The organism is Paracoccus sp. NIOT.M2S5SZ12, from assembly GCF_057748165.1.
The window spans coordinates 149,660-174,003 of sequence record NZ_JBYLFR010000001.1; the positions used below are offsets into that span (position 1 = coordinate 149,660).

At 70.2% G+C, this 24,344-nt stretch carries 24 protein-coding genes; 13 read left to right on the forward strand and 11 right to left on the reverse strand.

Annotated features, from left to right (window positions below):
• Nucleotides 1-37 precede the first annotated feature (37 nt).
• Together AC2SGK_RS00755 and AC2SGK_RS00760 are read right to left on the reverse strand one after the other, a co-directional pair.
• Nucleotides 38-1,354 carry an HlyD family type I secretion periplasmic adaptor subunit gene (locus AC2SGK_RS00755; protein ID WP_488321694.1) on the reverse strand — a complete coding sequence of 439 codons (1,317 nt, stop codon included), beginning with the start codon at nucleotides 1,352-1,354 and terminating at the stop codon, nucleotides 38-40.
• Entirely contained in the window at nucleotides 1,351-3,102 is a 1,752-nt protein-coding gene (locus AC2SGK_RS00760; RefSeq protein WP_488321695.1) for a type I secretion system permease/ATPase, read from the reverse strand. The genes AC2SGK_RS00755 and AC2SGK_RS00760 overlap by 4 nt, the downstream gene beginning before the upstream one ends.
• 122 nt (nucleotides 3,103-3,224) lie before the next feature.
• On the opposite strand from AC2SGK_RS00760, the gene AC2SGK_RS00765 reads away from it, so the two are divergent.
• Both AC2SGK_RS00765 and AC2SGK_RS00770 read left to right on the forward strand, forming a co-directional pair.
• On the forward strand, nucleotides 3,225-4,010 hold the full coding sequence (locus AC2SGK_RS00765; protein WP_488321696.1) for an MlaA family lipoprotein: 786 nt from the start codon (nucleotides 3,225-3,227) through the stop codon (nucleotides 4,008-4,010).
• Nucleotides 4,000-4,602 (forward strand): MlaC/ttg2D family ABC transporter substrate-binding protein, encoded by a 603-nt coding sequence (locus tag AC2SGK_RS00770; protein WP_488321697.1) that lies wholly within the window; start codon nucleotides 4,000-4,002, stop codon nucleotides 4,600-4,602. Before AC2SGK_RS00765 ends, AC2SGK_RS00770 begins: the two co-directional genes overlap by 11 nt.
• A gap of 77 nt (nucleotides 4,603-4,679) precedes the next feature.
• Here the strand turns inward: AC2SGK_RS00770 and AC2SGK_RS00775 are convergent, their stop codons facing one another.
• From AC2SGK_RS00775 to AC2SGK_RS00785, 3 genes are all read right to left on the reverse strand, one after another.
• Nucleotides 4,680-6,962, reverse strand: coding sequence for a transglycosylase domain-containing protein (locus tag AC2SGK_RS00775; RefSeq protein ID WP_488321698.1), 2,283 nt, complete (start codon nucleotides 6,960-6,962; stop codon nucleotides 4,680-4,682).
• Nucleotides 6,963-7,152: 190 nt separating this feature from the next.
• Nucleotides 7,153-8,559, reverse strand: a complete 1,407-nt coding sequence (locus tag AC2SGK_RS00780) for an ammonium transporter (protein WP_488321699.1) — start codon at nucleotides 8,557-8,559, stop codon at nucleotides 7,153-7,155.
• A gap of 264 nt (nucleotides 8,560-8,823) precedes the next feature.
• Entirely contained in the window at nucleotides 8,824-9,825 is a 1,002-nt protein-coding gene (locus AC2SGK_RS00785) for a polyprenyl synthetase family protein (protein ID WP_488321700.1), read from the reverse strand.
• Nucleotides 9,826-9,936: 111 nt separating this feature from the next.
• On the opposite strand from AC2SGK_RS00785, the gene AC2SGK_RS00790 reads away from it, so the two are divergent.
• Genes AC2SGK_RS00790 through AC2SGK_RS00800 form a run of 3 tightly spaced genes read left to right on the forward strand, consistent with a single transcriptional unit; the run spans nucleotide 9,937 to nucleotide 11,075 of the window.
• Nucleotides 9,937-10,110: a putative signal transducing protein gene (locus tag AC2SGK_RS00790; protein ID WP_488321701.1), complete on the forward strand. Its 174-nt coding sequence runs from the start codon at nucleotides 9,937-9,939 to the stop codon at nucleotides 10,108-10,110.
• Nucleotides 10,103-10,852 carry a tRNA1(Val) (adenine(37)-N6)-methyltransferase gene (locus AC2SGK_RS00795; RefSeq protein WP_488321702.1) on the forward strand — a complete coding sequence of 250 codons (750 nt, stop codon included), beginning with the start codon at nucleotides 10,103-10,105 and terminating at the stop codon, nucleotides 10,850-10,852. The genes AC2SGK_RS00790 and AC2SGK_RS00795 overlap by 8 nt, the downstream gene beginning before the upstream one ends.
• A gap of 58 nt (nucleotides 10,853-10,910) precedes the next feature.
• Complete coding sequence (locus AC2SGK_RS00800; RefSeq protein WP_488321703.1) at nucleotides 10,911-11,075, forward strand: YdcH family protein; 165 nt, start codon at nucleotides 10,911-10,913, stop codon at nucleotides 11,073-11,075.
• A 72-nt stretch (nucleotides 11,076-11,147) separates the two neighbouring features.
• Here AC2SGK_RS00800 and phbB read toward each other — a convergent pair whose 3' ends face one another.
• From phbB to AC2SGK_RS00815, 3 genes are all read right to left on the reverse strand, one after another.
• A complete protein-coding gene (phbB, locus tag AC2SGK_RS00805) occupies nucleotides 11,148-11,873 on the reverse strand; it encodes an acetoacetyl-CoA reductase (RefSeq protein WP_488321704.1) in 726 nt (241 codons plus the stop codon).
• An 82-nt stretch (nucleotides 11,874-11,955) separates the two neighbouring features.
• A complete protein-coding gene (locus tag AC2SGK_RS00810; protein ID WP_488321705.1) occupies nucleotides 11,956-13,128 on the reverse strand; it encodes an acetyl-CoA C-acetyltransferase in 1,173 nt (390 codons plus the stop codon).
• A gap of 104 nt (nucleotides 13,129-13,232) precedes the next feature.
• A complete protein-coding gene (locus AC2SGK_RS00815; protein WP_488321886.1) occupies nucleotides 13,233-14,033 on the reverse strand; it encodes an EAL domain-containing protein in 801 nt (266 codons plus the stop codon).
• 112 nt (nucleotides 14,034-14,145) lie between these two features.
• On the opposite strand from AC2SGK_RS00815, the gene AC2SGK_RS00820 reads away from it, so the two are divergent.
• On the forward strand, nucleotides 14,146-14,721 hold the full coding sequence (locus AC2SGK_RS00820) for a DNA-3-methyladenine glycosylase I (RefSeq protein WP_488321706.1): 576 nt from the start codon (nucleotides 14,146-14,148) through the stop codon (nucleotides 14,719-14,721).
• Here AC2SGK_RS00820 and AC2SGK_RS00825 read toward each other — a convergent pair.
• On the reverse strand, nucleotides 14,699-15,247 hold the full coding sequence (locus AC2SGK_RS00825; RefSeq protein ID WP_488321707.1) for a TlpA disulfide reductase family protein: 549 nt from the start codon (nucleotides 15,245-15,247) through the stop codon (nucleotides 14,699-14,701). The genes AC2SGK_RS00820 and AC2SGK_RS00825 overlap by 23 nt on opposite strands.
• 21 nt (nucleotides 15,248-15,268) lie before the next feature.
• On the opposite strand from AC2SGK_RS00825, the gene argH reads away from it, so the two are divergent.
• The 4 genes from argH to AC2SGK_RS00845 are packed head-to-tail and all read left to right on the forward strand — an operon-like array spanning nucleotide 15,269 to nucleotide 20,672.
• Entirely contained in the window at nucleotides 15,269-16,669 is a 1,401-nt protein-coding gene (gene argH / locus AC2SGK_RS00830; protein WP_488321708.1) for an argininosuccinate lyase, read from the forward strand.
• Nucleotides 16,666-16,833: a hypothetical protein gene (locus tag AC2SGK_RS00835; protein ID WP_488321709.1), complete on the forward strand. Its 168-nt coding sequence runs from the start codon at nucleotides 16,666-16,668 to the stop codon at nucleotides 16,831-16,833. Before argH ends, AC2SGK_RS00835 begins: the two co-directional genes overlap by 4 nt.
• Nucleotides 16,834-18,099: a diaminopimelate decarboxylase gene (gene lysA / locus AC2SGK_RS00840; RefSeq protein WP_488321710.1), complete on the forward strand. Its 1,266-nt coding sequence runs from the start codon at nucleotides 16,834-16,836 to the stop codon at nucleotides 18,097-18,099. It abuts the gene before it with no gap.
• Nucleotides 18,090-20,672, forward strand: a complete 2,583-nt coding sequence (locus AC2SGK_RS00845) for a DUF4175 domain-containing protein (protein ID WP_488321711.1) — start codon at nucleotides 18,090-18,092, stop codon at nucleotides 20,670-20,672. Before lysA ends, AC2SGK_RS00845 begins: the two co-directional genes overlap by 10 nt.
• Here the strand turns inward: AC2SGK_RS00845 and AC2SGK_RS00850 are convergent.
• A complete protein-coding gene (locus AC2SGK_RS00850; protein WP_488321712.1) occupies nucleotides 20,669-21,421 on the reverse strand; it encodes a zinc-ribbon domain-containing protein in 753 nt (250 codons plus the stop codon). The genes AC2SGK_RS00845 and AC2SGK_RS00850 overlap by 4 nt on opposite strands.
• Before the next feature lie 112 nt (nucleotides 21,422-21,533).
• Here AC2SGK_RS00850 and AC2SGK_RS00855 point away from each other — a divergent pair, with 112 nt between their 5' ends.
• From AC2SGK_RS00855 to AC2SGK_RS00865, 3 genes are read left to right on the forward strand one after another with little or no spacing between them, the layout of a single operon-like run.
• Nucleotides 21,534-22,208, forward strand: a complete 675-nt coding sequence (locus tag AC2SGK_RS00855; RefSeq protein WP_411838399.1) for a cell division ATP-binding protein FtsE — start codon at nucleotides 21,534-21,536, stop codon at nucleotides 22,206-22,208.
• A 26-nt stretch (nucleotides 22,209-22,234) separates the two neighbouring features.
• Nucleotides 22,235-23,137, forward strand: a complete 903-nt coding sequence (locus tag AC2SGK_RS00860) for a cell division protein FtsX (protein WP_488321713.1) — start codon at nucleotides 22,235-22,237, stop codon at nucleotides 23,135-23,137.
• Nucleotides 23,134-23,943 (forward strand): lysophospholipid acyltransferase family protein, encoded by an 810-nt coding sequence (locus AC2SGK_RS00865; RefSeq protein ID WP_488321714.1) that lies wholly within the window; start codon nucleotides 23,134-23,136, stop codon nucleotides 23,941-23,943. The genes AC2SGK_RS00860 and AC2SGK_RS00865 overlap by 4 nt, the downstream gene beginning before the upstream one ends.
• Here AC2SGK_RS00865 and AC2SGK_RS00870 read toward each other — a convergent pair.
• Nucleotides 23,928-24,158 carry a hypothetical protein gene (locus AC2SGK_RS00870; RefSeq protein ID WP_488321715.1) on the reverse strand — a complete coding sequence of 77 codons (231 nt, stop codon included), beginning with the start codon at nucleotides 24,156-24,158 and terminating at the stop codon, nucleotides 23,928-23,930. The genes AC2SGK_RS00865 and AC2SGK_RS00870 overlap by 16 nt on opposite strands.
• Nucleotides 24,159-24,344 lie beyond the last annotated feature (186 nt).

The following is a 24,344-nucleotide window of genomic DNA, read 5'->3' on the forward strand; positions in this document are numbered from 1 at the left end:
CGCTCTCGGCCCGCACCACCTGACAGGATCGCGCTGATCAGCTCTCTCGGAACGCCCGGTTGAAGTAATCCGTCAGCGGCTTCATCAGATAGGCCATCGGGCTGCGGTCGCCGGTCTGGATATAGACCTCGACCGGCATGCCCGGCACCAGCGCCAGATCGCCCAGCTTGTCCAGCTGCTCGGGCGGGATCGAGACCTCGGCCCGGTAGTAGGGGCTGCGGGTCGCCTCGTCGATCAGCGCATCGGCCGAGATCCGGTCCAGGCGGCCGTCGATCTCGGGCGTGGTGCGCGAGGAGAAGGCCGAGAAACGCAGCACGACCGGCTGGCCGACCTGGATCTCGTCCACATTGATCGTGGCGACCCGCGCCCCGATCACCAGCGGACGGTCCTGCGGGATGATGTAGAGCAGCGGATCGGCCGGACGGATCACCGATCGCGGCGTCGTCACCTGCATGTTGTAGACCACGCCCGACACCGGGGTGCGAATCTCCAGGCGGTCCAGCTGTTCGGTCAGGCTGCGGCGGCGCTCGGCCAGCTCCAGCTCGCGATAGCCCAGATCGCGCAGCTCGGTCTCGGCCTGTTCGCGGCGTTCGGCGGCCAGGCGCAGGCGCTGGATCTCCAGCTCGGTCTGGCGGATCGCGGCGGCCGCGCGGCTGGCCTGCAGCGAGCCCAGCTCGCCGTCCATGCGCGCCGCCTCGCGCTCCAGCGCCAAGACCCGGCTGGCCTGGGCCAGGCCCCGGTCCAGAAGGCTCTGCTGGTCGCGCAGTTCGCGGCCGATCAGCTCGCGCTGCGTGCCCAAGGCGGCGATCTGGGCGTCAATGCCGTCGACCTCGGAATCGATCTGGTCGGACTGCTTGGACAGCTGGTCCAGCGACTGGCGCAGCGTGTCCAGGCGGGTGACGAACAGGCTGGACTGCCCCTCGACCAGATCGCGCAGCGCGGGCGCGGTCTCGGCCGCGGTCATCAGCTCCTCGGGGAAGGTGACCTCCGCGGCATCGGCGCGCTCCGCCTCCAGGCGGCCGCGGCGGGCCAATATCTCGAAATACTGGCCTTCGACGATGGTGTGCTCGGTCCGCAGCAGCGTGCCGTCCAGCGACAGCAGCACGTCGCCCGCCGCCACCGATGCGCCTTCCGAGACCGCGATCTCCTGCACGACGCCGCCGTCGGGATGCTGGACGATCTGACGCTGCTGCTCGACTTCGACCTGGCCCGTCGCGACCACCGCGCCCGAGATCTGGGTCGAGACGGCCCAGGCCACGAAGCCGCCGATCAGGATCGCCACGCCCAGGCAGCCGGCGATGATCGGCCCGCGGACGGGCCATTTGCGGCGCTCCGCGCCCTTCTGCCGGGTCATGCCACACCTCCGCCCTGGCCGGCGCTTTGCGCCTGCCGGATCTGTGCCGAGTTCTGCACCATCTGTTCCAGCACCTTGTCGCGCGGCCCGAAGGCGCGGCGGACGCCGCTCTCCAGCACCAGGAGATTTTCGCATTCGTTGATGGCGGCCGGGCGGTGGGCCATGATGATGACCGCCCCGCCCTGCGCCTTGATCCGCCGGATGGCCTGGTTCAGCGCCTCGGAGCCCTGGTTGTCCAGATTCGAGTTCGGCTCGTCCAGCACCAGCAGCACCGGATCGGGATAGAGCGCGCGGGCCAGGCCGATCCGCTGGATCTGCCCGCCCGACAGTCGCCCGGCCGTTTGGCTGATGCGGGTGTCATAGCCCTGCGGCAGGTCCAGGATCATCTGATGCGCGGCGGCGGCCTGCGCGGCGCGCACGACCCGGTCGGGGTCGGGCCGGTCGCTGAGGCGGGCGATGTTGTCGGCGATGGTGCCGTCGAACAGGGTCACCTGCTGGGGCAGGTAGCCGATCAGCGCGCCCAGCACGTCGGGATCGTACTGATCCAGCGTCGCCCCGCCAAGGCGGATGCTGCCCGCGCCCACGGGCCAGGCGCCGATCACGGCGCGGGCCAGCGTCGACTTTCCCGCCCCCGACGGCCCGATGACCCCCAGGGCGGTTCCGGGCGCGACGCCGAAGCTGACGCCCCGCAGGGTCGCCTGGCTCTCGCCCGGCGGGGCGACCGAGAGGTTGCGCACCTCCAGGCGGCCTTCGGGTCGGGGCAGGGGGGTGCGCGGCACGTCGGCGGGCTGGCGCGACAGCAGCCCGGCCAGGCGCGCCCAGCCATCCTGCGCGGCCTGGACCGAGGGCCAGCCGCCGACCAGCTGGTCCACCGGCGCCAGGGCGCGGCCCATCACGATGGAGCTGGCGATCATCGCGCCGGGAGTCAGCTCCTGTCGCAGCACCAGCCAGGCCCCCGCGGCCAGCATCGCGCTTTGCAGGAACAGCCGGAAGGTCCGCGAGAAGACGCTGAACCCGGAGGAAAGGTCGCCCGCACGCACGGCATTGTCCTGCGATTCGGCACGGGCGATCCGCCAGCGCGCGAAGGTCGCGCCGCGCATGCCCAGGGCGCCGATCACCTCGCCCTCGTCGCGATAGAGGTCGGCCATGCGCTGCGCCTGCGCCCCGGCATGGGCCGATCCCTGCAGCGGCGCCTTGGTCAGCACCCGGTTCAGGATCGTGGTCCCGACCAGGATCGCGCCGCCGATCGTCGCGACGATCCCGAGGATGGGGTGGAAGATGTAGACGGCCGCCAGGAACAGCGGCGCCCAGGGCAGGTCGAAGAAGGCCAGCGCCACCGGCGAGGCAATCAGGCGCTGCACCGAATCCAGGTCGCGCATGCCGCCGGCGGTCGCCGCGGCCTCGTCTCCGCGCAGCGCGCCCTCGCGTAGGGCGGCGTTGAAGACCCGTCCCTCCATCCGGTCCTGGAACCGGGCGGCGATGCGGCCCATGACCCTGCCGCGGATGCTGTCGATCACCCCCATCAGCAGGAACAGGAACACGACCAGGACGAACAGCGCGGTCAGCGTCTCGACGCTGCGCGAGGCCAGGACGCGGTCATAGACCTGCAGCATGAACAGCGGCCCGGTCAGCATCAGCAGGTTGACCACCGCCGAGAAGATCCCCACCGCCAGGAACAGCCGCCAGCCCGTCGCGCGGGCCGCCCGCAGTTCGCGTTCGCCGTTCTGCAGGTTCGCGCCCTTGGCCATCCGTCCCGTCCCGCCTGTCCACAGCCCCGCCGGGGCTTGCCACGTTCTTGCAGCGACCATATCACCGGGCATGGCCATTGCCAGTCTGATGCCCTGCTTTCCACAGAAAGGTTAGGATTCCCTTGCCCCCGTTCCGAGTCCTTCCGCTGCTGCTGGTATCGCTGCTGGGTGCAGGCTGCGCCGCCACCGCGCCCGTCCAGACCGACGGCATCCCCGTCAGCGACCCGTTCGAGGCGCAGAACCGCCGCGTCCATGCCTTCAACAAGGCGCTGGACGCGCGCGTGATCGCCCCGGTCGCCAATCGGCTGCGCGGCGATGACGATGCGGCGCCGCGCGATCCCGACGCGCCGATCGGGCCGGTCCAGATGGTGCGCAATGCCGGGCGCAACCTCACCCTGCCGGTCAAGGTCGTGAACGGCCTGCTGCAGGGCCGCCCCGCCGATGCGGGCACCAACCTGACGCGGTTCGCGGTCAACACCACGGTGGGCCTGGGCGGGCTGTTCGACCCGGCCGCCGACAGCTTCGGCGTGACCGAGCGCGACACCGATTTCGGCGAGACGCTGGCGGTCTGGGGCGTGCCCGAGGGCGCCTATCTGGAACTGCCCGTGCTGGGCCCCTCCACGCAGCGCGATGCGGTGGGGATGGTCGTCGACCTGCTGATCGACCCGCTCTATCACGTCTTCGACGGGCGCGACGCGGCGACGGTCTTTGCGCTGCGCGTCGCCTCAAAAGCCGGTGATCGGGCGCAGTTCGGGGATACGGTGGATGGCATCCTGCAGGGCAGTGCGGATAGCTATGCCCAGACACGGCTGATCTGGCTGATGAACCGCCGCTTTGATCTGGGAGAGACCGGTGACGATTATGACCCCTATGACGATGATGCGATCATCGACCCCTATGCGGAGTGACCGGCGCGGTTTCCTGGGCATGCTGGCCATGGCCGGAACCGCGGTGGTGCTGCCGGGACGCGCGGCCTTCGCGCTGGACGCGAACGGCGCGCGCGCCCTGATCGACCGCTCCTTGGGAGAGGTCTATCAGGTCATCAATTCGGGCCAGCCCGCCCCGCAGATGTATCAGCAGTTCGAGGCGATCTTTGCCCGCTATGCGGATGTGGACGTGATCGCGCGTTCGGCCTTGGGCCCCGCCGCGCGCCAGACCGACCCGGCCGTCTTTGCGGACTACCGGCAGGCCTTCCAGGGCTATATCGGGCGCAAGTATGGTGCGCGGTTCCGCGAGTTCATTGGCTCGCGGATCGAGGTGACGGGCGCACGGCCGCTGAAGAGCTTCTTTGCCGTGACCTCGGTCGCCTATCTGAACGGGCGGGCGCCGATGGAGGTGGAGTGGCACGTCTCAGACCGGTCGGGGCAGGACCTCTATTTCAACATCATCATCGAGGGCGTGAACATGCTGGCCAGCGAACGCGCCGAGATCGCCGCGATGCTGGCCCGCCGTCAGGGCGACGTGGCCGGTCTGGCCGCCGATCTGCGCCAGGCGGGCTGACCCGCGCCACCCCGGAATGAAGAACGCCGCCCGATCCTGCGATTGGGCGGCGTCTTGATGCGGGGTGCGTAGGGCCGTCAGTTCCCGCCCAGGATGCCGTTCAGCGCGCGGGACAGGGCATCGTCGGATTCCGCGCCCACGCTGCTGCCCGGCGTGGCGGGCGGGCCGCCCTGGACCTCGCCGGGGGCGGTAAGCACGCGGCCGCTGTTCTGCGCCTCGACGCTGTTCATCACCCCGGCCAAGGCCGCGGCCAGCGGGTCGTCGGCTGAACCGCTGGTCACCACCTGCGGGGTCGAGCCGCCGCTGGACATGATGATGCCGCTGCCGTCGGGGGACACGGTGGACAGGGGCAGCTCCGGCAGGCCGTCATGGATCTCGGACATCACCGCCTGCCAGATCTCGGCCGGCAGGCCGCCGCCGGTGACCCCGGTCAGGGGGGTATTGTCGTCATTGCCCATCCAGACGCCGGTGACGTACTGCTCGGTGAAGCCCACGAACCAGGCGTCGCGATAGCTGCTGGTGGTGCCGGTCTTGCCCGCCACCGGGCGCGAGCCCAGCTGCGCCCGCCCGCCGGTGCCGTTCGAGATCACCTGCTGCATCATGTAGATCAGCTGCCCCGCCGCGCGCTGGCTGATGACACGCTCGCCAAAGCCGCCGGTCTGGCCCATCAGCGGGCGGTCGTCGCCCTGCATCGCGACCTCGACCACGCCATAGGGCGCCACCGAGGTGCCGCCGTTGCGGATGCCCGCATAGGCGCCGGTCAGCTCCATCAGCGTGGCCTCGGACGCGCCCAGGCCCAGGGAGGGGCTGGTGGTCAGGTTGCTGACGATGCCGAAGTCGCGTGCCACGCGGATCACCTGGTCGCGGCCCACGACCTCCTGCAGGCGGATGGTCGAGGTGTTCAGCGACTGCGCCAGCGATTGCGTCAGCGTGACCATGCCGCGATAGTTGCGGGTATAGTTCTGGGGCGACCAGTTGCGCCCGCCGGGAATGCGGATGGTCAGCGGCCCGTCCTCGATCCGGTCGGAGGGCGAATAGCCCGCCTCCAGCGCGGCGGCATAGACGAAGGGCTTGAAGCTGGAACCGGTCTGCCGCTTGGCCTGGGTCGCGCGGTTGAAGACGCCGGTCACCCGCGTGTCGCGCCCGCCGATCATGGCGCGCACCGCGCCGTCGGCCGACATCACGACCACGGCCGCCTCGGCGGTCGAGCCGTCCTTGACCTTCTCGTCGAAGATCCGCTGCAGGGCGCGTTCTGCGGCGCGCTGGATGCGCTGGTCGAAGGTCGTGGTGATTGTCACGTCCTCGGTCGTCTCGCTGGTCAGGAAGCCGGGACCCGATTCCATCAGCCAGTCTGCGAAATAGCCGCCCGCCCGCGCGGTGGCGGCCTGGGACAGGGTGGCGGGGTTGGCGCGGGCCTGGGCCAGCTGCTCGTCGTCCAGATAGCCCTCTTCGTTCATCAGGCCCAGCACGACGCTGGCGCGGGCCTGGGCGCGCTCAAGGCTGGCGGTCGGGGCATAGCGGCTGGGCGCCGGCAAGAGGCCCGCCAGCATCGCAGCCTCGGAGACGTTCAGCTCGGCCGCGCGCTTGTTGAAATAGACCTGGCTTGCCGCCTCGAAGCCCCGCGCGCCGCCGCCCAGATAGGAGCGGTTCATGTAGATCGAGAGGATCTCCTCCTTGCTGTACTTCGCCTCCATGGCGAAGGCATAGGGGATCTCCTTGATCTTGCGCCAGATGCCGCCCGACCGGCACTCGGCCTCGAACTCGGCCTCGTTGGCGAATCGGGTTGGATCGAAGGTCTCGCCCAGGCACAGCAGCTTGGCGACCTGCTGGGTGATGGTCGAACCGCCGTTGCCCTCCAGCGGGCCGCGGCCCTCGGCCAGGTTGATGCGGATGGCGCTGGCGATGCCGCGCGGGCTGACGCCGAAATGCCGGAAGAAGCGGCGGTCCTCCGAGGAGATCACCGCCTCCTGCAGGACCTCGGGGATCTGGTCGCTGGTCACCGCGCCATAGGTCTCGCCGCGCCAGGCGAAGACGCGCCCGTCGCGGTCCAGCATGGTGACGCTGCCGCGGGCGCGCCCGTCGAACAGGGCCGAGGCCTCGGGCAGGCTGACGTAGAAATAGGCGCTGGCCGCGCCGATGATCAGCGCCACCGTCATGGCCAGCCGCCAGACCGACCCCCACAGGATGCGCCAGACCAGCGTGACCAGCCCGGCGATCCAGCCGAACAGGCCGCCGCGGCGCGGCTTGCGGTGCCGCTTGACCCGACGCGACGGGCGCGCGGCCTCGGGGGCGGGCTGGCTGCGCTTGTCTGCAACGGGGCTCTTGCCCGAGCGGGGCGGGGTGCCGGTGGGTCTTTTCATGGATCGGATGCCTGCGTGACTGCGGTGCCGGTTGGCCCGGACGGATTGACACGCAGCTTACAGCAAGATTGCCACGGGGGGAATTGGCCTGACCGAAGCGTGATTTTTCCCGCCGATGCCGCGGGCGCGCGGCATGCGAAAGGCCCGGCCGTCGCGGGCCGGGCCTTCCACCGTGATCGCCGTCGCGCGATCAGTTGTAGGCGTTCTCGCCATGGGTGGTGACGTCCAGGCCCTGACGCTCGTCGCTGTCGCTGACGCGCAGTCCGATCAGCGCCTTGACGATGTGGATGGCCACGAAGGACACGACCGCCGACCAGATCACCGCGATGATCACGCCCAGGGTCTGGTTCCAGACCTGCGCGCCCATCGCGTATTCGCCGACCGCTCCGGTCGAGTAGTCGAAGACGCCCGATCCGCCAAGCGAGGGGGCCGCGAAGACGCCCGTCAGCACCGCGCCCACGATGCCGCCGATGCCATGGATGCCGAACACGTCCAGGCTGTCGTCGATGCCCATGCGCGCCTTGAACGAGATCACGAACCACATGCAGGCCAGGCCGGCGACCAGGCCGATCGCGATGGCGCCCATCGGTCCGACGAAGCCCGCGGCGGGCGTCACGCCGACCAGGCCCGCGATGGCGCCCGAGATGCCGCCCAGCAGGCTGGGATGGCCGCGCATGATCCATTCGCCGAAGGACCAGGCCAGCACGCCCGCCGCCGTCGCCACCGCCGTGTTGATCATCGCCAGCGCCGTCAGCCCGTTCGCCTCAAGGTTCGAGCCCGCGTTGAAGCCGAACCAGCCGACCCACAGGATGCAGCCGCCGACCAGCGTGAAGGTCAGGTTGTGCGGGGCCAGCAGCTCCTTGCGATAGCCGATGCGGGGGCCTGCGACCATGGCCGCGACCAGGCCCGCCACGCCCGCGTTGATGTGGATGACCGTGCCGCCGGCAAAGTCCAGCGCGCCATGCCCGAACAGCAGCCCCGAGGGCGCGTCATAGGCCGACGGGCCGCCCCACCACCAGACCATGTGGGCCATGGGGATGTAGGAGAACACGAACCAGATCACCACGAAGAGCAGGATGGCCGAGAATTTCAGCCGCTCCGCCGTGGCGCCCACGATCAGCGCCGAGGCGATGCAGGCGAAGGCCATCTGGAAGATCACGAAGGCCAGTTCCGGCACATAGACGCCGGTCGAGAAGGTCTCGGCCAGCGACGCCGTGGTCACGCCCGACAGGAACGCCTTGGACAGCCCGCCGATATAGGGCGTCAGGAAGCCCGCATCCTCGGCGCTGCCGGCGCCGGTGAAGGCCAGCGAATAGCCGAAGGCGATCCACAGGATGGCGATGATGCTGAAGATGGTCAGGACCTGCATCAGCACCGACAGCATGTTCTTGGCGCGCACCAGGCCGCCATAGAACAGCGCCAGCCCCGGCAGCGTCATCATGATGACCAGGATGGCCGACATCATCAGCCAGGCCGCATCGCCCTTGTCCGCGATCGGGGCCGCGGCCTCGACCACCGGGGCGGCAGCATCCTGTGCGAAGGCCGGGACGACGGACAGCGTCGCCGCCAGAAGACCATATGCGGAAAGCGTTCTCATACTTCTCTCATCCTCAACTTACCCCACGGGCCGCAATGCGGCGAACATCGCCCCTTGGATCGGCACAATCCGGCCTCTTGCACAGGGCGCGGGCAGGGATTCGGGATGGTCAGACGGGAACTGCCGCAATTATGGGCCGGATTTGCGCGATCTGCCTGCATTTGCGGCGCATGCCGACCGGGCGGGGCCGGGCCGTCGCGGCCCGTGGGGCGCCCGCCCGCGGTCAGGCGCGGGCGACGGGACGGTGGGGGCGGAGCTGGGGGGTCAGGCGACCCGGCTGACGACGAAATCGGCCAGATCGGCCAGCATGTCGCGGATCGGATGGTCGGGCAGCTGCTCCAGCGCGCGGCGCGCACGGGCGGCATGGGCCAGCGCGTCGGCGCGCGCGGCCTCCATCGCGCCGTGCCGCGCCAGAAGCGACAGGGCGTGATCCAAGTCGCCCTCGCGCTGGTCGCCCGCCTCGATGGTGCGCGACCAGAAGGCGCGCTCCTCGGGGGTGGCGCGGGCGACGGCCTTGATGACCGGCAGCGTCAGCTTGCGTTCGCGGAAATCGTCGCCGACGTTCTTGCCGATGGTCTCGGTCGCGCCGCCGTAATCCAGCAGGTCGTCCACGATCTGGAAGCTGACGCCCAGGGCGTCGCCATAGTCGAACAGCGCCTGCACCTGGCGGTCGGGGGCGCCGGCGATGACGCCGCCCACCTCGGTCGCGGCCGAGAACAGCGCCGCCGTCTTGCCGCGCACCACCTGAAGATAGACGGATTCGTCGGTGGCCAGGTCCTGCGCCGCGGTCAGCTGCAGCACCTCGCCCTCGGCGATGGTGGCGCTGGCATTCGACAGGATCTCCAGCGTGCGCAGGTTGCCGGGTTCGACCATCAGCTGAAAGCTGCGGGCGAACAGATAGTCGCCGACCAGCACGCTGGATTTGTTATCCCACAAAAGGTTCGCCGTCGGGCGCCCGCGCCGCTGGCGGCTTTCGTCCACGACATCGTCATGCAGCAGCGTGGCGGTGTGGATGAACTCGACCGTGGCGGCCAGATGGATGTGCCACGGCCCGGGATAGCCCAGCAGCTTGGCCGTAGCCAGGGTCAGCATCGGGCGCAGGCGCTTGCCGCCGGCCTCGATCAGATGGGCCGTCACTTCGGGGATGCGGGGGGCATGGCGGCTGGCCATGCGGTCGCGGATCAGCGCGTTGACCGCCTCCATCTCGGCGGTCAGGGCCTCGCTCAGCCGGTCCAGCGGTTTGCGGACGTTCTCCTGCACAGTCATAGCGTACCCCGTGTCTGCACCCAACGCATTGCCACGGCATCGACAAATGCGCAACCGCCGCTTAACGTCGCGCCCATGAAAGAGCTTTTCCGCAGCAACGATCCCGTCCGCATGTCCGCCGCGACCAGCCTGCTGGAATCCGAGGGGATCGCCACCTTTCCGATGGATCAGCACATGAGCGTGCTGGAAGGCTCCATCGGCATCCTGCCCGCGCGGCTGATGGTCGCGGACCGCGACGAGTTCATGGCCCGCGCCATCCTGCGCGACAACGGCCTGGATGACTGACACCCGCATCGACGGATTTCTGGACGGGCGGCTGCGCATCGCCCAACCCGCGCGCGGCTATCGCGCGGGGGCGGATGCGGTGATGCTGGCCGCGGCCTGTCCGGCGCGGCCGGGGCAGGCGGTGCTGGAACTGGGCTGCGGGGCGGGGGTAGCCAGCCTCTGCCTGGGCTGGCGGGTGGCGGACCTGACCATCACCGGGCTGGAACGGCAGGAGGACTATGCGGCGCTGGCCCGCGTCAACGCGGCGGCGAACGGCATCGCGCTCAGGGTGCTGACGGGCGATCTGTTGTCCATGCCCGGGGCGCTTCGGGCGATGGCCTTCGATCAGGTGATCATGAACCCGCCCTATTTCCTGGGCGGCACGCCCGCGCCGGATGCGGGCCGCGCGCAGGCCCGGTCCGAGGAGACGCCGCTGGCGCTGTGGGTCGAGGCGGGGCTGCGGCGGCTGCGCCCCGGTGGCTGGCTGACGGCGATCCAGCGCGCCGACCGGCTGGACGGGCTGATCGCGGCGCTGGCGGGACAGGCCGGCGGCATCGCGATCCGGCCCGTCGCGGCGCGGCAGGGGGCGGAGGCCGGGCGGGTGCTGGTCTGCGCGCGCAAGGGGGCGCGGACGCCGCTGCGGCTGCTGGCGCCGCTGCTGACGCATGACGCGGCGGGTGAGGACGGAGGGCTGAGCCCGGCCACTGCCCGCATCCTGCGCGACGGGCTGCCGATCGACATGGGAATTGCGAAAGTCGCGTGACAGAATCGCGATGCTGTGCTGCACTGAGGGTGTTCGAGACAACAAAGAGGAGTACGCGATGACGGTTGCTTCCCATGTCGAGGAGCTTCGCAAGAAGCATCAGAACCTTTCGGTCGCAGTGGAGCGGGCCCAAAGGAGCCCCAGTACCAGCGACCACGAAATCGCCGCCATGAAGCGCGAGAAGCTGCGCCTGAAGGAGCAGATCACCCGATTGGGTCACTGAACGGACACCGCCTTACGGGAAAGGCCCGCGCGGGATGCGCGGGCCTTTCTTGTTGCGGTCGCGGGTCGTGCTTCAGACGAAGAACTGACCGCCATTCGCGCTGAGGGTCGAGCCGGTGATGAAGCCCGCATCGTCCGCGGCCAGGAACACCACGGCGCGCGCGATCTCCTCGGGCTCGCCAAGGCGGCCGACGGGGATCTGCGGGATGATGCGCTCGTTCAGGACCTTCTCGTCGATGGCGCGCACCATCTCGGTGCCGATGTAGCCGGGGCAGATCGCGTTGACCGTGATGCCCGCCCGCGCGCCCTCCTGGGCCAGCGCCTTGGTGAAGCCCAGATCGCCCGCCTTGGCCGCGGAATAGTTCGCCTGACCAGCCTGGCCCTTCTGCCCGTTGATCGAGCTGATGGTGATGACGCGGCCGAACTTGGCGTTGCGCATGCCGTTCCAGACGCCATGGGTCATGTTGAAGACCCCGGTCAGGTTGGTGTCGATGACCTCCTTCCACTGTTGGGGCGTCATCTTGTGGAACATGGCGTCGCGGGTGATGCCGGCGTTGTTGACCAGCACGGCGATGGGGCCCAGATCGGCCTCGACCTGCCTGATGCCCTCGGCACAGGCGTCGTAATCGGCGACCGACCATTTGTAGGTCTTGATGCCCGTCTCCTCGGTGAAGGCGCGCGCGGCGTCGTCATTGCCCGCATAATTGGCTGCGACGGTATAGCCCGCCTCCTTCAGCGCCTTGGAGATGGCGGCGCCGATGCCCCGCGATCCTCCGGTAACAAGTGCGACTTTCGACATGGTCCCCCTCCTGTTCTAGGTTCTTGAAATATTGCTAATCAAAGAAATCTAGGCGCGCAAGATCGTTGCGCGCCCGGTGGTGTCAGCGCTCCAGGCACATGGCGACGCCCATGCCGCCGCCGATGCACAGCGTGGCCAGGCCCTTCTTCGCGTCACGGCGGCGCATCTCGAACAGCAGCGTGTTCAGGATGCGCGCGCCCGAGGCGCCGATCGGATGGCCGATAGCGATGGCGCCGCCGTTCACGTTCACGATGGAGGGGTCCCAGCCCATGTCCTTGTTCACCGCGCAGGCCTGGGCGGCAAAGGCCTCGTTCGCCTCGACCAGGTCCAGATCGCCCACGGACCAGCCGGCCTTCTCCAGCGCGCGGCGGCTGGCCGGGATCGGGCCGGTGCCCATGATCGCGGGGTCCAGGCCGGCGGTGGCATAGCTGGCGATCCGCGCCAGGGGCGTCAGGCCGCGGCGGGCGGCCTCGTCCTCGGACATCACCATGACCGCGGCCGCGCCGTCGTTCAGGCCCGAGGCGTTGGCCGCGGTGACGGACCCGTCCTTGGTGAAGGCGGGGCGCAGCTTCTGCATGGCCTCGATGGTCGCGCCGTGGCGGATGTATTCGTCCTTGTCGACGACCGTGTCGCCCTTGCGGGTCTTGACGGTGAAGCCCACGATCTCGTCGTCGAAGCGGCCGTCCTTCTGGGCGGCCTCGGCCTTGTGCTGCGAGGCCAGCGCGAACTCGTCCTGCTGGTCGCGGCTGATCTGCCACTGGTTGGCGACGTTCTCGGCCGTCTGGCCCATGTGATAGTTGTTGAACGCGTCCCACAGCCCGTCGCGGATCATCGTGTCGATGAACTGCATGTCGCCCATCTTCTGGCCCGCGCGCAGATAGGCGGCATGCGCGGACAGCGACATGCTCTCCTGCCCGCCGGCCAGCACCACGCGGGCATCGCCCAGGATCACCTGTTGCGCGGCCAGCGCCACGGCGCGCAGGCCCGAACCGCAGACCTGGTTGATGCCCCAGGCCGAGGATTCGCGCGGCAGGCCCGCCTTGATATGCGCCTGGCGGGCGGGATTCTGTCCCTGGGCGGCGGTCAGGACCTGGCCCAGGATCGTCTCGTCGACCTCGGCCGCGTCGATGCCCGCGCGGAGGACGACCTCGGCCAGCACGGCCGCGCCCAGATCGTGCGCGGGCACGTTGGCGAATGCGCCCAGGAAACTTCCGACCGGGGTGCGTGCGGCGGATACGATAACGGCTTTGGTCACGTGAGGACTCCTTCCCAGCTGTGCCGGACAAGCCGGCCTGCGGTCAGGATGCCGTTTGGCGACGCAACGTCAAGCCGAAGGCTGCGCCGCGCCGCGCCCGCCGCTCAGCGCGTGGCCAGCGACGGCGGCTTCTTCCAGGGCGGGGCGATGGTGGGCGCGCCGAAATAGTAGCCCTGCAGGCAGTCGATGCCGATATCGATCAGGAAGGCCGCCTCCTCGGCGGTCTCGACCGATTCCGCGACGGTGAACATGTCGAAATGATGCGCGATGGATTGCAGCGCGCGGGTCAGCACCTGATTGTCGGGCTTGGCTGCGATCTCGCGGATGAACTGGCCGTCGATCTTGATCATGTCGAAGCAGAAGTCCCGTAGATAGCGGAACGAGGTGTAGCCCGCGCCGAAATCGTCCAGGGCCAGGCTGATGCCGTATCCCTGCACCTCGGCCATGAAGGTCTGCACCTCCTCGGGCATGCCCATGGCGCTGCTCTCGGTGATCTCCAGGATCAGCCGTTCCCCCAGGGTCGGCTGGTCCGCGATCCCGCGGCGCAGCGTGCCGATCCAGTCGGGATAGAGGATCGAGCGCGCGGACATGTTGATCGACAGGCGCAGGCCCGGATCCTCTGCCAGGGTCTGCAGGCCCAGGGATAGCGACAGGCAGTCGATCTTGCGGCCAAGCTCGGTCGTCTCGGCCTGGGGCATGAAATCGCGCAGCGGCACCAGGCGGCCGCTGTCGTCGATGATGCGGATCAGCCCTTCGTAGAAGGCGGGCGTCTTCGTCCGCTGCGCCTGCACGATGGGCTGGAAGGCCAGCACGCCGCTGCCCTTCTCGACCGCGGCCGCGACGGCGGCGAGGGTGATGCGATCCTGATGCCGGATCGCGTCTTCCAGGGGCGAGCTGTTGTCCATGGTTCTGTCGCTCACGGGGTGGCCTCATACGACTCGGGGTCTGCTTGCAGTCTGCCCATATTGGCTTAACCTGCGGTGAATCGTGACCGCTAATTCAACTTTGGGTTAACAGATGCTGAACCGATGCGCGTGGTGCGGCAGCGACCCGGTCTATGTGGCCTATCACGACACAGAATGGGGCGTGCCGGAACGCGACCCCCGCGCCTTGTGGGAGAAGCTGGTCCTGGACGGGTTCCAAGCGGGCCTGTCCTGGATCACCATCCTGCGCAAGCGCGACGCCTTTCGGGCCGAGTTCGACGGCTTCGACCCCGAACGCGTGGCGGCCTGGGACGCGGCGCGCATCGACCGCGCCCTGTCCAACCCCGGCATCATCCGTCATCGCGGCAAGATCGAGGCCACCGTGCGCGGCGCCCGTGCCTTCCTGGCGGTCGAGGCGCAGGAGGGGTTCGCGCCATGGTTGTGGTCCTTCACCGGCGGCGACCCGATGCAGCCCGAGCGGCGCGATTCGCGCGACGTGCCGACCGACACGCCCGAATCGCAGGCCATGTCCAAGGCGCTGAAGGCGCGCGGTTTCGGGTTCTGCGGGCCGGTGATCACCTATGCCTTCATGCAGGCCACGGGCATGGTGAACGACCATGTCGTGACCTGCCACCGGCACGCGGCGCTCAGGGCGCCGTCAGCTGGGTGATCAGGGTCTTGGCGGCCTCCGAACCCCATTCGGCATCGCCCAGATAGCGCGCCACCTCGCGGCCCTCGCGGTCGATCAGCACCGTGACGGGCAGGCCGACCACGCCCATCTCGCGCGCGACCTGCTGGCGCGGGTCCAGCAGAACCGGCAGGTTCTCGACGCCGACCTCCTCGAAGAAGGCGTCGATGCGCTCCACCGAATTGCGGCCCGTGGCGATGGTCACAACCTCGAAGTCGTCGCCGCCCAGTTCGGCCTGCAGGCGGTCCAGGGCGGGCATCTCCTCGCGGCAGGGCGCGCACCAGGTGGCCCAGAAGTTCACCAGGACGACCTTGCCCTGCCGGTCGGCCAGCGTTTGCGCGGCCCCGTCGCGGTCGGTGAATTCGGTCCGGGCGACCGGGACGGGGCTTTCCGCCACGACCAGCTTGTCCAGCCCCCCGTCGCGCGCGGCCTGCCAGTCGGGCTCTGCCGCGAAGGCGGTGTTTGCACCGAAAACAAGGGCCGTATAAAGCAGGGCGGAACGCAGCATGTGACCTCCGAAGGAATTGCCATGACCGACCGGCCCCGGACCTCCGCCAACAGCATGTGGGGCGGGCGTTTCGCCGCCGGGCCGGACGCGATCATGGAGGCGATCAACGCCTCGATCGGGTTCGACCGGCGCCTCTATGCACAGGACATCCGGGGCAGCCGCGCCCATGCCGCCATGCTGGCGGCCACGGGCATCATCAAGGGTAGCGATGCCGAGGCCATCGGGGAAGGCCTGCTCACCGTCTTGTCAGAGATCGAGGCGGGCGACTTTCCCTTCCGGACCGACCTGGAGGACATCCACATGAACGTGGAGGCCCGCCTGAAGGAGATCATCGGCGAACCCGCGGGACGCCTGCATACGGGCCGGTCCCGGAACGACCAGGTGGCGACCGATTTCCGCCTGTGGGTGCGCGATCAGTGCGACGCGGCCATCGACGGGCTGACCGCGCTGATCCGCGCGGCCCTGGGCCAGGCCGAACGGGGCGCCGATTGGGTCATGCCAGGATTCACCCATCTGCAGACCGCGCAGCCGGTGACCTGGGGTCATCACATGATGGCCTATGTCGAGATGTTCGGGCGCGATCTGTCGCGGTTTCAGGATGCGCGTCGGCGCATGAACGAATCGCCCTTGGGCGCGGCGGCACTGGCGGGCACCGGCTATCCGATCGACCGCGACATGACCGCGGCCGCGCTGGATTTCGACCGGCCCATGGCCAACAGCCTCGATGCGGTCAGCGACCGGGACTTCGCGCTGGAATTTCTGTCGGCCAGCAGCATCTGCGCCGTCCACATGTCGCGCCTGGCCGAGGAGATGGTGATCTGGTCCTCGGCCCAGTTCCGCTTTGTGTCCATGTCGGACAAGTGGTCGACCGGGTCCTCGATCATGCCGCAGAAGCGCAACCCCGATGCGGCCGAGCTGATCCGCGCCAAGATCGGCCGCATCCTGGGCGCGACGGTCGCGCTGTTCACGGTGATGAAGGGCCTGCCGCTGGCCTATTCCAAGGACATGCAGGAGGACAAGGAACAGGTCTTTGACGCGGCCGACACGCTGATGCTGGCCCTGGCCGCGATGACCGGCATGCTGTCGGACCTAACCGCCAACCGCGACCGGCTGGAGGCCGCGGCGGGGGCCGGGTTCTCGACCGCGACGGATCTGGCCGACTGGCTGGTGCGCGAACTGGGCCTGCCGTTCCGTGACGCTCATCACGTCACCGGGTCGCTGGTGGCCATGGCCGAGCAGGGCGGCGTCGATCTGCCCGACCTGACGCTGGCGCAGATGCAATCGGTGAATGGTCAGATCACCGCCGATGTGTTCAATGTGCTGGGCGTGCACAATTCCGTCGCATCGCGGCAGAGCTATGGCGGGACCGCGCCCGCGCAGGTGCGCGCGCAGATCGCCCGCTGGAAGGAGAAACTGGCATGAGAAACATCACCATCATCGTCGTCGTGCTGGTCGTCATGGTCGCGGTGCTGGCCGGCTGCGGCGTGGACGGCGCCCCGCAGCGCCCGGTCGAGAAGCCCGTGCAGCAGCAGATGGGCGTGACCGTCAGCGGCGATGCGCGGATCGGTGTGTCGGCCAATCTCTGAATGGACCACTTCCTGTACAAGAACGGCGAACTCCACGCCGAGGACGTGCCCCTGTCCTGCATCGCAAGCCAGGTCGGCACGCCGGTCTATGTCTATTCGGCGGCCACGCTGACGCGTCATTTCGGCCTGTTCCGGCAGGCGCTGGACTGGACCGACCACCTGGTCTGCTTTGCGGTCAAGTCGAACAGCAACCTGGCCGTGCTGAAGCTGATGGGCGATCTGGGCGCGGGCATGGACGTGGTCTCGGGCGGCGAATACGCGCGCGCCAAGGCCGCCGGCGTGCCGGGCGAGCGGATCGTCTTTTCGGGCGTGGGCAAGACCATCCCCGAGATGCGCATGGCGATCGAGGGCGGCATCCGCCAGTTCAACATCGAGAGCGAGCCCGAGATGCGCGCCCTGTCGGCGCTCTGCGTCAGCATGGGCGCCACGGTGCCGGTCGCGATCCGCGTGAACCCCGACGTGGACGCCAAGACGCATGAGAAGATCGCCACCGGCAAGTCCGAGAACAAGTTCGGCATCCCGATCAGCCGCGCGATGGAGGTCTATGCCGAGGCCGCGTCCCTGCCGGGGCTGCGCGTGGTGGGCGTGGACGTCCATATCGGCAGTCAGCTGACCGATCTGGCGCCCTTCCGCGACGCCTATCGCAAGGTGGCTGAGCTGACCCGCGCGCTGCGCGCCGAAGGCCACGACATCACGCGGCTGGACCTGGGCGGCGGCCTGGGCATCCCCTATCGCCGCGACAACAGCGCACCGCCCTTGCCCATCGAATACGGGCAGGTGATCCGCGACACCGTGGGCGATCTGGGCTGCGAGATCGAGATCGAGCCGGGCCGCAACATCGTGGGCAATGCGGGCGTCCTGCTGAGCCGCGTGATCTATGTCAAGAACGGCGAGGATCGCGACTTCCTGATCGTGGACGCGGCGATGAACGACCTGCTGCGCCCGGCCATGTACGGTGCGCATCACGACATCGTCCCGCTGAACGAGCCGGGCGTCGGCGCGCCGGTCCGGCCCTACGACGTGGTGGGACCGGTCTGCGAATCGGGCGACACGTTCCAGAAGGGTGCTGATCTGCCCGAGATGGCGGCAGGGGGGCTGGTCGCGTTCCGGTCGGCCGGGGCCTATGGCGCGGTGATGGCGTCGGAATACAATTCCCGTCCCCTGGTGCCCGAGGTCCTGGTGCAGGGCGATCACTTCGCCGTCATCCGGGCACGCCCGACGTTTGAGGAAATGCTGGCGCGGGATAGCATCCCCGCATGGCTTTGATCCGGCGCCACCGCAACAATGACAGGCCGGGGGCCGACCGCCCCCGCCATGCGCCGCGTTCCGGCACCGCCCCCGAACCCCTTGCCATGCCGGACGGCCGCATCGGCCGCGCCCTGCGGCTGACGCGGGCGGGCATGGCCTGGGAACGGGCCGCGCGATCGTTCTGGCTGCTGGCGACACTTCTGTTCTTCGGGCTGGCGGCGCTGGCCCTGGGCGCGGTGGCGGCGATGCCTGACCCGGTGCTGCCATGGGTCGGCGGGGCCTGGTTGGCCGCGGTGGTCGTGGCGGCGGGCTGGGGCGGCTGGCGCTTCCGGCGCGTGCCCTTGGCCGAGGCGGTGGAGCGGCTGGACCGGACCCTGCCCGGACGCCCGCTGAGCGCCCTGGGCGACCGGGCCGCGATCGGCGGAGAGGGCGCGCTGTGGCGCGCGCATCAGGCGCAGATGCGGCAGGCGGCCGAGGCGGCGCGCCCGGTGCCCCCCGATGCGGACCTGGCGCGGCGCGACCCCTTCGCGCTGCGGCTGGCCGGGCTGGTCGCGCTGGTCATGGCGGTGATCTTCGGCGGCGCGGGGCAGATGGGGCAGGGAATCGCCGCCATCGCGGCCACCGTGACCCCGCCCGCCACCGGTCCCGCCCTGCCGCAGGGCCCCGTCTGGGAGGGCTGGGCCGAGCCCCCCGCCTACACGCGCCGCCCCACCGTTTATCTGAACGCCCTGGCCGAGGGTCAGGGCCTGGACCTGCCCAAGGGCAGCCAGATCGCCTTCCGTTTCTATGCCGAGGGCGTCGTGCCGGATCAGGACATCGGCCCGCAGATCGGCGACGACCCGGCGGCGCCGGTCTTTCGCGCCGAACGGTCGGGCAGCATCAGCATCGGCAACCGCCGCTTTGCGGTGACCGTGCAGCCAGACGCGCCGCCGGTCATCCGCGCCGGGGCCGCGCCCACGCGCCGCGCCGACGGGCGGATGATCCAGGAGTTCCAGGCCGGGGACGATCACGGCGTCGTCTCGGGCCAGGCGGTGATCGCGCTGGACCTGGCGGCGGTGGACCGCCGCTTCGGTCTGCTGGTCGATCCCGAGCCGCGCGACCCGGTGGCGCTGGACCTGGCCCTGCCGCGCGGCGACCGCCGCGAGATCGCGGGCCAGCTGGCCGAGGACCTGTCCCGCCACCCCTGGGCGAACCTGCCGGTGACCGTCACCCTGCGCGCCGTGGACGGGATCGAGCAGGTCGGCCGGTCAGAGCCTGCATCCCTGCCCCTGCCGGGGCGGCGCTTCTTCGATCCGCTGGCGGCGACGCTGATCGAGCTGCGGCGCGATCTGCTGTGGTCGCGCGAGAATGCGCGGCGCAGCGCCGAGATCATCCGGGCGGTGACCTGGCAGCCGGAGGGCTTTGTCGAGGACGACCTGTACACGGAACTGCGCAGCGCGGTGGGTCTCTTGGAGGGCGGCGCGCTGGCCCCGGCCGATCGCGACCGGCTGGCTGAGGCCCTCTGGGAGGCGGCGGTGCTTCTGGAGGATGGCGGCCTGTCGGACGCGCTGGAGCGGATGCGCGCCGCGCAGGAGCGCATGTCCGAGGCGATCCGCAACGGCGCCAGCCCCGACGAGGTCCAGCGCCTGATGGACGAGCTGCGCGAGGCGACCGATGCCTATACGCAGATGCTGGCCGAGCAGGCCGAGTCTCAGGACCGCACCGACAGCCCGGATCGCGGCGAGGATCAGCGCCAGACCATCACCGGCGACCAGATCCAGGAGATGATGGACGAGATCCAGCGCCTGATGAACGAGGGCCGCATGGCCGAGGCCGAGGCGCTGCTGGAGCAGTTCAACCGCATGATGGAGAACCTTCAGGTTCAGCAGGGCGAGGGGCAGGGACAGGGCGAGGGCGGTCCGGGCAGCCAACCGATGAACCGCCTGGCCGACACGCTGCGCCAGCAGCAGGAGCTGTCGGACGAGGCCTTCCGCGACATGCAGCGCCAACCGGGCCAGGGTCAGCCGGGCCAGGGCCAGGGCGGGGCCGAGGGCCAGGATGGGCAGAGCCTGGCGGACCGTCAGCGCGCCCTGCGCGAGGAGCTGGAGCAGCAGCGGGGGCTGATGCCGGGGCAGGGCTCGCCCGAGGGAGATGCGGCGCGACGCCAGCTGGATCAGGCCGGCCGCGCGATGGAGGAGGCCGAGCGCGCGCTGCGCGACGGCGACATGGCGGGCGCGATGGAGCGTCAGGCCGACGCGATCCAGTCCATGCGCGAAGGGATGCGCGCTTTGGGCGACATGCTGGCCCAGCAGGGGCAGGAGGGCCAGGAAGGCCAGCAGGGCGGCGACGGAGAGCAGCCCGGCCAGCAGCCGGGCCAGTCGGCCCAGGGCGCCCCCGGCCAACCCTATCAGGGCCAGCCCCGGCTGGACCCCCTGGGCCGCGAGAGCCAGGGCGGCGGCAATGTCATCACCAACGGCGATCCGTTGTCCGAGGGCGCAGACCCGGCCCGGCGCGCCCGCGACCTGCTGGACGAGATCCGCCGCCGCAGCAGCGAGCAGGGCCGCCCCGAGGATGAGCGGGATTATCTGGGCCGATTGCTGGACCGGTTCTAGGCGGCACCGATGCGCTCTGCGAGCCACAGCCGCAGCGCGTCCAGATCGGCCCGCCATTCGCCCAGAAGGTCGGCCAGCGGCCCGCCCTGCGACTGGACCAGCGGCGCGGCCAGATAGACGGCCAGCACCGCACCCGCCACGCCCAGCCCCAGAAGGAACCCGAGCCGCCCCCGCCGGGACGCCCGCACCGCCGGGGCCGGGGGCGCGGGCTGGGCGGGTTCCGGGGCGACGGGCGTAGGGTCCTGCCGACGCGTCGGTGCCGCGGCAGGCGGTGGGGTTTCGGACCGGGCGGCCTGCGCGGGCGGCGCGTCGGAGACGTTGCGGGCGTGGCGGATGACGGTCGGGGCGGCGGGGCGAGGTTCCGGCTCGGCCTCGCGGGTGAGGGTGGTGGCGGGCCAGTCGATCTCGGTCCCGTCGGGCCGGGTCTCGGGGGGGCGGACGACGGCCTGCTGCTCGGCCGCGCGCAGGCGGCGCTCATGCTCGACCTCGTCGCGCAGGATGTCCAGCACGTCTGCGGGCAGACGCCGGGCCGCGGGAGGCAGCGGACGGGGGGCGTCCTCGCCCGTGCCGCCCGCATCGCTGCGGGCGAAACCGCCCAGATCCAGCCGGCCTTCCGGCGCGGCCGGTCGGGCCTGCCAGACATGGCCGCAGTCGCTGCACTCGACCTCGCGGCCAGTGGGGGGGATGGCGCCGGGCGGCAGGGCGTATTCCGCGCCGCATCCGGGACAGATCAACTTGAATTCAGCCATGCCACCCTCGTATTCATCTGTCGGCTGTTCTATCAAGCGCAGGTCCGGCTTCCAAGTCGCGCCGGGCGCGCAGGGTCCGCACCAGACGGGCCGCAGGGAAATGAGGTGGCGCTTGATCGAGATGCGGGATGCGGGTTTCGGCTATCACGGCCAGGACCAGCTGCTGTCGGGCATGACGCTGACGCTGCAGCAGGGGATGTTCCATTTCCTCACCGGCCCGTCCGGCTCGGGCAAGACGACGCTGCTGCGGCTGTGCTTTGCCGACCTGCTGCCGAATGCGGGGCAGATGACCGCCTTCGGCCAGGACATGCGCGCGCTGGACCGCGACGGCATCGCCGACCTGCGCCGCCGGGTGGGCGTCGTCCATCAGGACCCGCAGTTCCTGGACCACCTGCCCCTGGCCGAGAACATCGCCCTGCCGCTGACCGTGGCCGGCGAGGAGGTCGACATGGACGCGCTGCGCGACCTGCTGGGCTGGGTCCAGCTGTCGCAGCACGCCCGCGCCCTGCCGCCCTCGCTGTCGGGCGGAGAGCGTCAGCGCGCCGCCCTGGCCCGCGCGGTGATCCTGTCGCCCGATCTGGTGCTGGCGGACGAGCCGACGGGCAACCTGGACTGGGACATGTCCATGCGGCTGATGCAGCTGCTGATCGAATTGAACAAGTCGGGCAAGACCGTGCTGGTGGCGACCCATGACCTGAACCTGATCCGCGCGACCAAGGCGCAGGTGACGGCGCGCGTGCTGCGCATCACCGGCGGGCAGCTGCATCTGGCGGGGGCCGATCTGTGAAAGGCCGATCTTTGAAAGGGCGGGGCATGAACATCGGATCGCTGTGGCAGGGGCTGGTGGGCGACCGGGACGGGCCCGGCGACCGGATCGTGCCGCCGACCGGCATCACGGCGCAGCTGACGCTGTTCTCGGCCGGGGCGATGGCGTTCCTGGCGGTCTTCGCGCTGGCGCTGGCGCTGGCGACGGGGCGGCTGGCCGACCGCTGGTCGGCCGAGCTCGCGGGCAGCGTCACCATCCGCGTCAGCGCCCCGGCCGCCGATCAGGAGGCCCGCATCCAGCAGACGCTGAGCATCCTGCAGGCGACGCCCGCGACCGGCACGCCGCGCCTGCTGCCGCAGGAGGAGCTGGCGCAGCTGCTGGAGCCGTGGTTCGGCCCCGACATGCCGGTCGACGCGCTGCCGGTGCCCGCGCTGATCGACCTGCCGGTCGACGGCGATTTCGACGCCGATGGGCTGCGCCTCAGGCTGGAGGCCGAGGTGCCCGACGCGGTGCTGGACGACCATACCGAATGGCGCCGGCCGCTGGTCTCGGCCGCCGAACGGCTGCGCCTGCTGGGCGTGGTGTCGCTCCTGCTGATCGGGGCCGCGTCGGCGGCCATGATCACGCTGGCGGCCAAGGCCGCGCTGGCCGCCAACGGTCAGGTGATCCGCGTGCTGCGGCTGATCGGGGCGCGCGACCTGACCATCGCCACCGCCTTCGTGCGCCGTTTCACCCGCCGCGCGGCGATCGGATCGGCGGCGGGCACGCTGGCCGGGATGGCCTGCGTCGCCATGCTGCCGCAGACCAATGCCGCCGGCGGCTTCCTGACCGGGCTGGGCTTTCAGGGCTGGGGCTGGCTGCTGCCGCTGACCATCCCCGTCGTCGCGTCGGTTGTGGGCTTCGTGGCCACCCGCTGGGCCGCGCTGAAGATGCTGGAGGCCGTGCGATGACCGATCCGCGTCCGGGCGCGCTGACGCCGTGGCAGTATGTGCAGAACGTCCTGTTCTATCTGAACGTCGCGGTCGGCACGCTGGTGATCGGCCTGCTGGGCCTGCCCGCGCTGCGCCACGGGCGGGCCGGGGCGAACCGGGTCGCCACGCGCTGGATCGCCTACATGATCTGGGCCGCGCGCGTGCATCTGCGGCTGACCTGCGAGATCCGCGGCACGCCGCCGACCCACGACTGCATCGTCGCGGCCAAGCATCAGTCCTTCTGGGACATCATGGTCATCGCCCATGCCGTCCCCCGCCGCGCCTTCATCATGAAGCGCGAGGTGATGCGCGTGCCCGTCATGGGCTGGTATGCCTGGAAGACCGGCTGCATCCCCATCGACCGGTCGCGCGGGCGCGACGCCATGGCCGCGATCAGCAGCACCATCAACCAGCGCCTGTCGGGCGAGGGGCTGGGCCAGCTGATCATCTATCCCGAGGGCACGCGCACCCTGCCGGGCCAGCGCAGGTCCTACAAGCAGGGCGTGGCCACGATCCGCGCCGCGACCGGGCTGCCGGTGGTGCCGGTCGCGGTTAATACCGGCATGTTCTGGCCGCGCAGCGGGTGGGGCATCCGCCCCGGCCGCGCCGTGGTCGAGTTCCTGCCCGCCATGGGTCCCTCGGTCCCGCAGGAGGGGTTCCTGCCCCGGCTGGAGGCCGAGATCGAGACCGCCTCGGACCGGCTGATGGCCGAGGCCGGACTGGCCCTGCCGGCTCCGGGCGACGCCGATGACGCCGCCCGGAACCGCTCTCACCTCAGCTCGTAGTAACGCGGCACATGCGGCCCCGGCGGGGGCAGGCCGATGTCGCGCCGCAGATGGGCGGACATGAGATACGGGTCGGGCGGCCTGGGCCGCCTGCGTCTGGGCAGCAGGCTGGCGCGGATCGCGGCCCAGAGGACCGCCGTCGCGCCGTGACGGGCGATCAGGCGGTGCATGGCGGGACGCAGGCGGGCGCTGTGCGGGTGAAGATCGGCGATCATTCTTGGTCTCCATGGTCGTGACCGGACAGGGCGATGCCTGCGCGGTCGGTCTGGTTCAGGGATGAAGGGACGCCATGCGGACGGGGCCGCGGAACGCGGCGCCGGTCAGGTCATGATGTCGGCGGGGTCTGCCCTGAGGCGGTCAGGCGGCCTGTCGCAGCGACGGGCGGCGGACCGAACCGAAGC

What these genes read in the sequence shown, in the direction of transcription:
- AC2SGK_RS00755 (WP_488321694.1), bottom strand. Translation starts at nt 1,354, where the DNA reads ATGACCCGGCAGAAGGGCGCGGAGCGCCGCAAATGGCCCGTCCGCGGG.
- AC2SGK_RS00760 (WP_488321695.1), bottom strand. Translation starts at nt 3,102, where the DNA reads ATGGCCAAGGGCGCGAACCTGCAGAACGGCGAACGCGAACTGCGGGCG.
- AC2SGK_RS00770 (WP_488321697.1), top strand. Translation starts at nt 4,000, where the DNA reads ATGCGGAGTGACCGGCGCGGTTTCCTGGGCATGCTGGCCATGGCCGGA.
- AC2SGK_RS00775 (WP_488321698.1), bottom strand. Translation starts at nt 6,962, where the DNA reads ATGAAAAGACCCACCGGCACCCCGCCCCGCTCGGGCAAGAGCCCCGTT.
- AC2SGK_RS00780 (WP_488321699.1), bottom strand. Translation starts at nt 8,559, where the DNA reads ATGAGAACGCTTTCCGCATATGGTCTTCTGGCGGCGACGCTGTCCGTC.
- AC2SGK_RS00785 (WP_488321700.1), bottom strand. Translation starts at nt 9,825, where the DNA reads ATGACTGTGCAGGAGAACGTCCGCAAACCGCTGGACCGGCTGAGCGAG.
- AC2SGK_RS00790 (WP_488321701.1), top strand. Translation starts at nt 9,937, where the DNA reads ATGTCCGCCGCGACCAGCCTGCTGGAATCCGAGGGGATCGCCACCTTT.
- AC2SGK_RS00795 (WP_488321702.1), top strand. Translation starts at nt 10,103, where the DNA reads ATGACTGACACCCGCATCGACGGATTTCTGGACGGGCGGCTGCGCATC.
- AC2SGK_RS00800 (WP_488321703.1), top strand. Translation starts at nt 10,911, where the DNA reads ATGACGGTTGCTTCCCATGTCGAGGAGCTTCGCAAGAAGCATCAGAAC.
- phbB (WP_488321704.1), bottom strand. Translation starts at nt 11,873, where the DNA reads ATGTCGAAAGTCGCACTTGTTACCGGAGGATCGCGGGGCATCGGCGCC.
- AC2SGK_RS00815 (WP_488321886.1), bottom strand. Translation starts at nt 14,033, where the DNA reads ATGGACAACAGCTCGCCCCTGGAAGACGCGATCCGGCATCAGGATCGC.
- AC2SGK_RS00820 (WP_488321706.1), top strand. Translation starts at nt 14,146, where the DNA reads ATGCTGAACCGATGCGCGTGGTGCGGCAGCGACCCGGTCTATGTGGCC.
- AC2SGK_RS00825 (WP_488321707.1), bottom strand. Translation starts at nt 15,247, where the DNA reads ATGCTGCGTTCCGCCCTGCTTTATACGGCCCTTGTTTTCGGTGCAAAC.
- argH (WP_488321708.1), top strand. Translation starts at nt 15,269, where the DNA reads ATGACCGACCGGCCCCGGACCTCCGCCAACAGCATGTGGGGCGGGCGT.
- AC2SGK_RS00835 (WP_488321709.1), top strand. Translation starts at nt 16,666, where the DNA reads ATGAGAAACATCACCATCATCGTCGTCGTGCTGGTCGTCATGGTCGCG.
- lysA (WP_488321710.1), top strand. Translation starts at nt 16,834, where the DNA reads ATGGACCACTTCCTGTACAAGAACGGCGAACTCCACGCCGAGGACGTG.
- AC2SGK_RS00845 (WP_488321711.1), top strand. Translation starts at nt 18,090, where the DNA reads ATGGCTTTGATCCGGCGCCACCGCAACAATGACAGGCCGGGGGCCGAC.
- AC2SGK_RS00850 (WP_488321712.1), bottom strand. Translation starts at nt 21,421, where the DNA reads ATGGCTGAATTCAAGTTGATCTGTCCCGGATGCGGCGCGGAATACGCC.
- AC2SGK_RS00860 (WP_488321713.1), top strand. Translation starts at nt 22,235, where the DNA reads ATGAACATCGGATCGCTGTGGCAGGGGCTGGTGGGCGACCGGGACGGG.
- AC2SGK_RS00865 (WP_488321714.1), top strand. Translation starts at nt 23,134, where the DNA reads ATGACCGATCCGCGTCCGGGCGCGCTGACGCCGTGGCAGTATGTGCAG.
- AC2SGK_RS00870 (WP_488321715.1), bottom strand. Translation starts at nt 24,158, where the DNA reads ATGATCGCCGATCTTCACCCGCACAGCGCCCGCCTGCGTCCCGCCATG.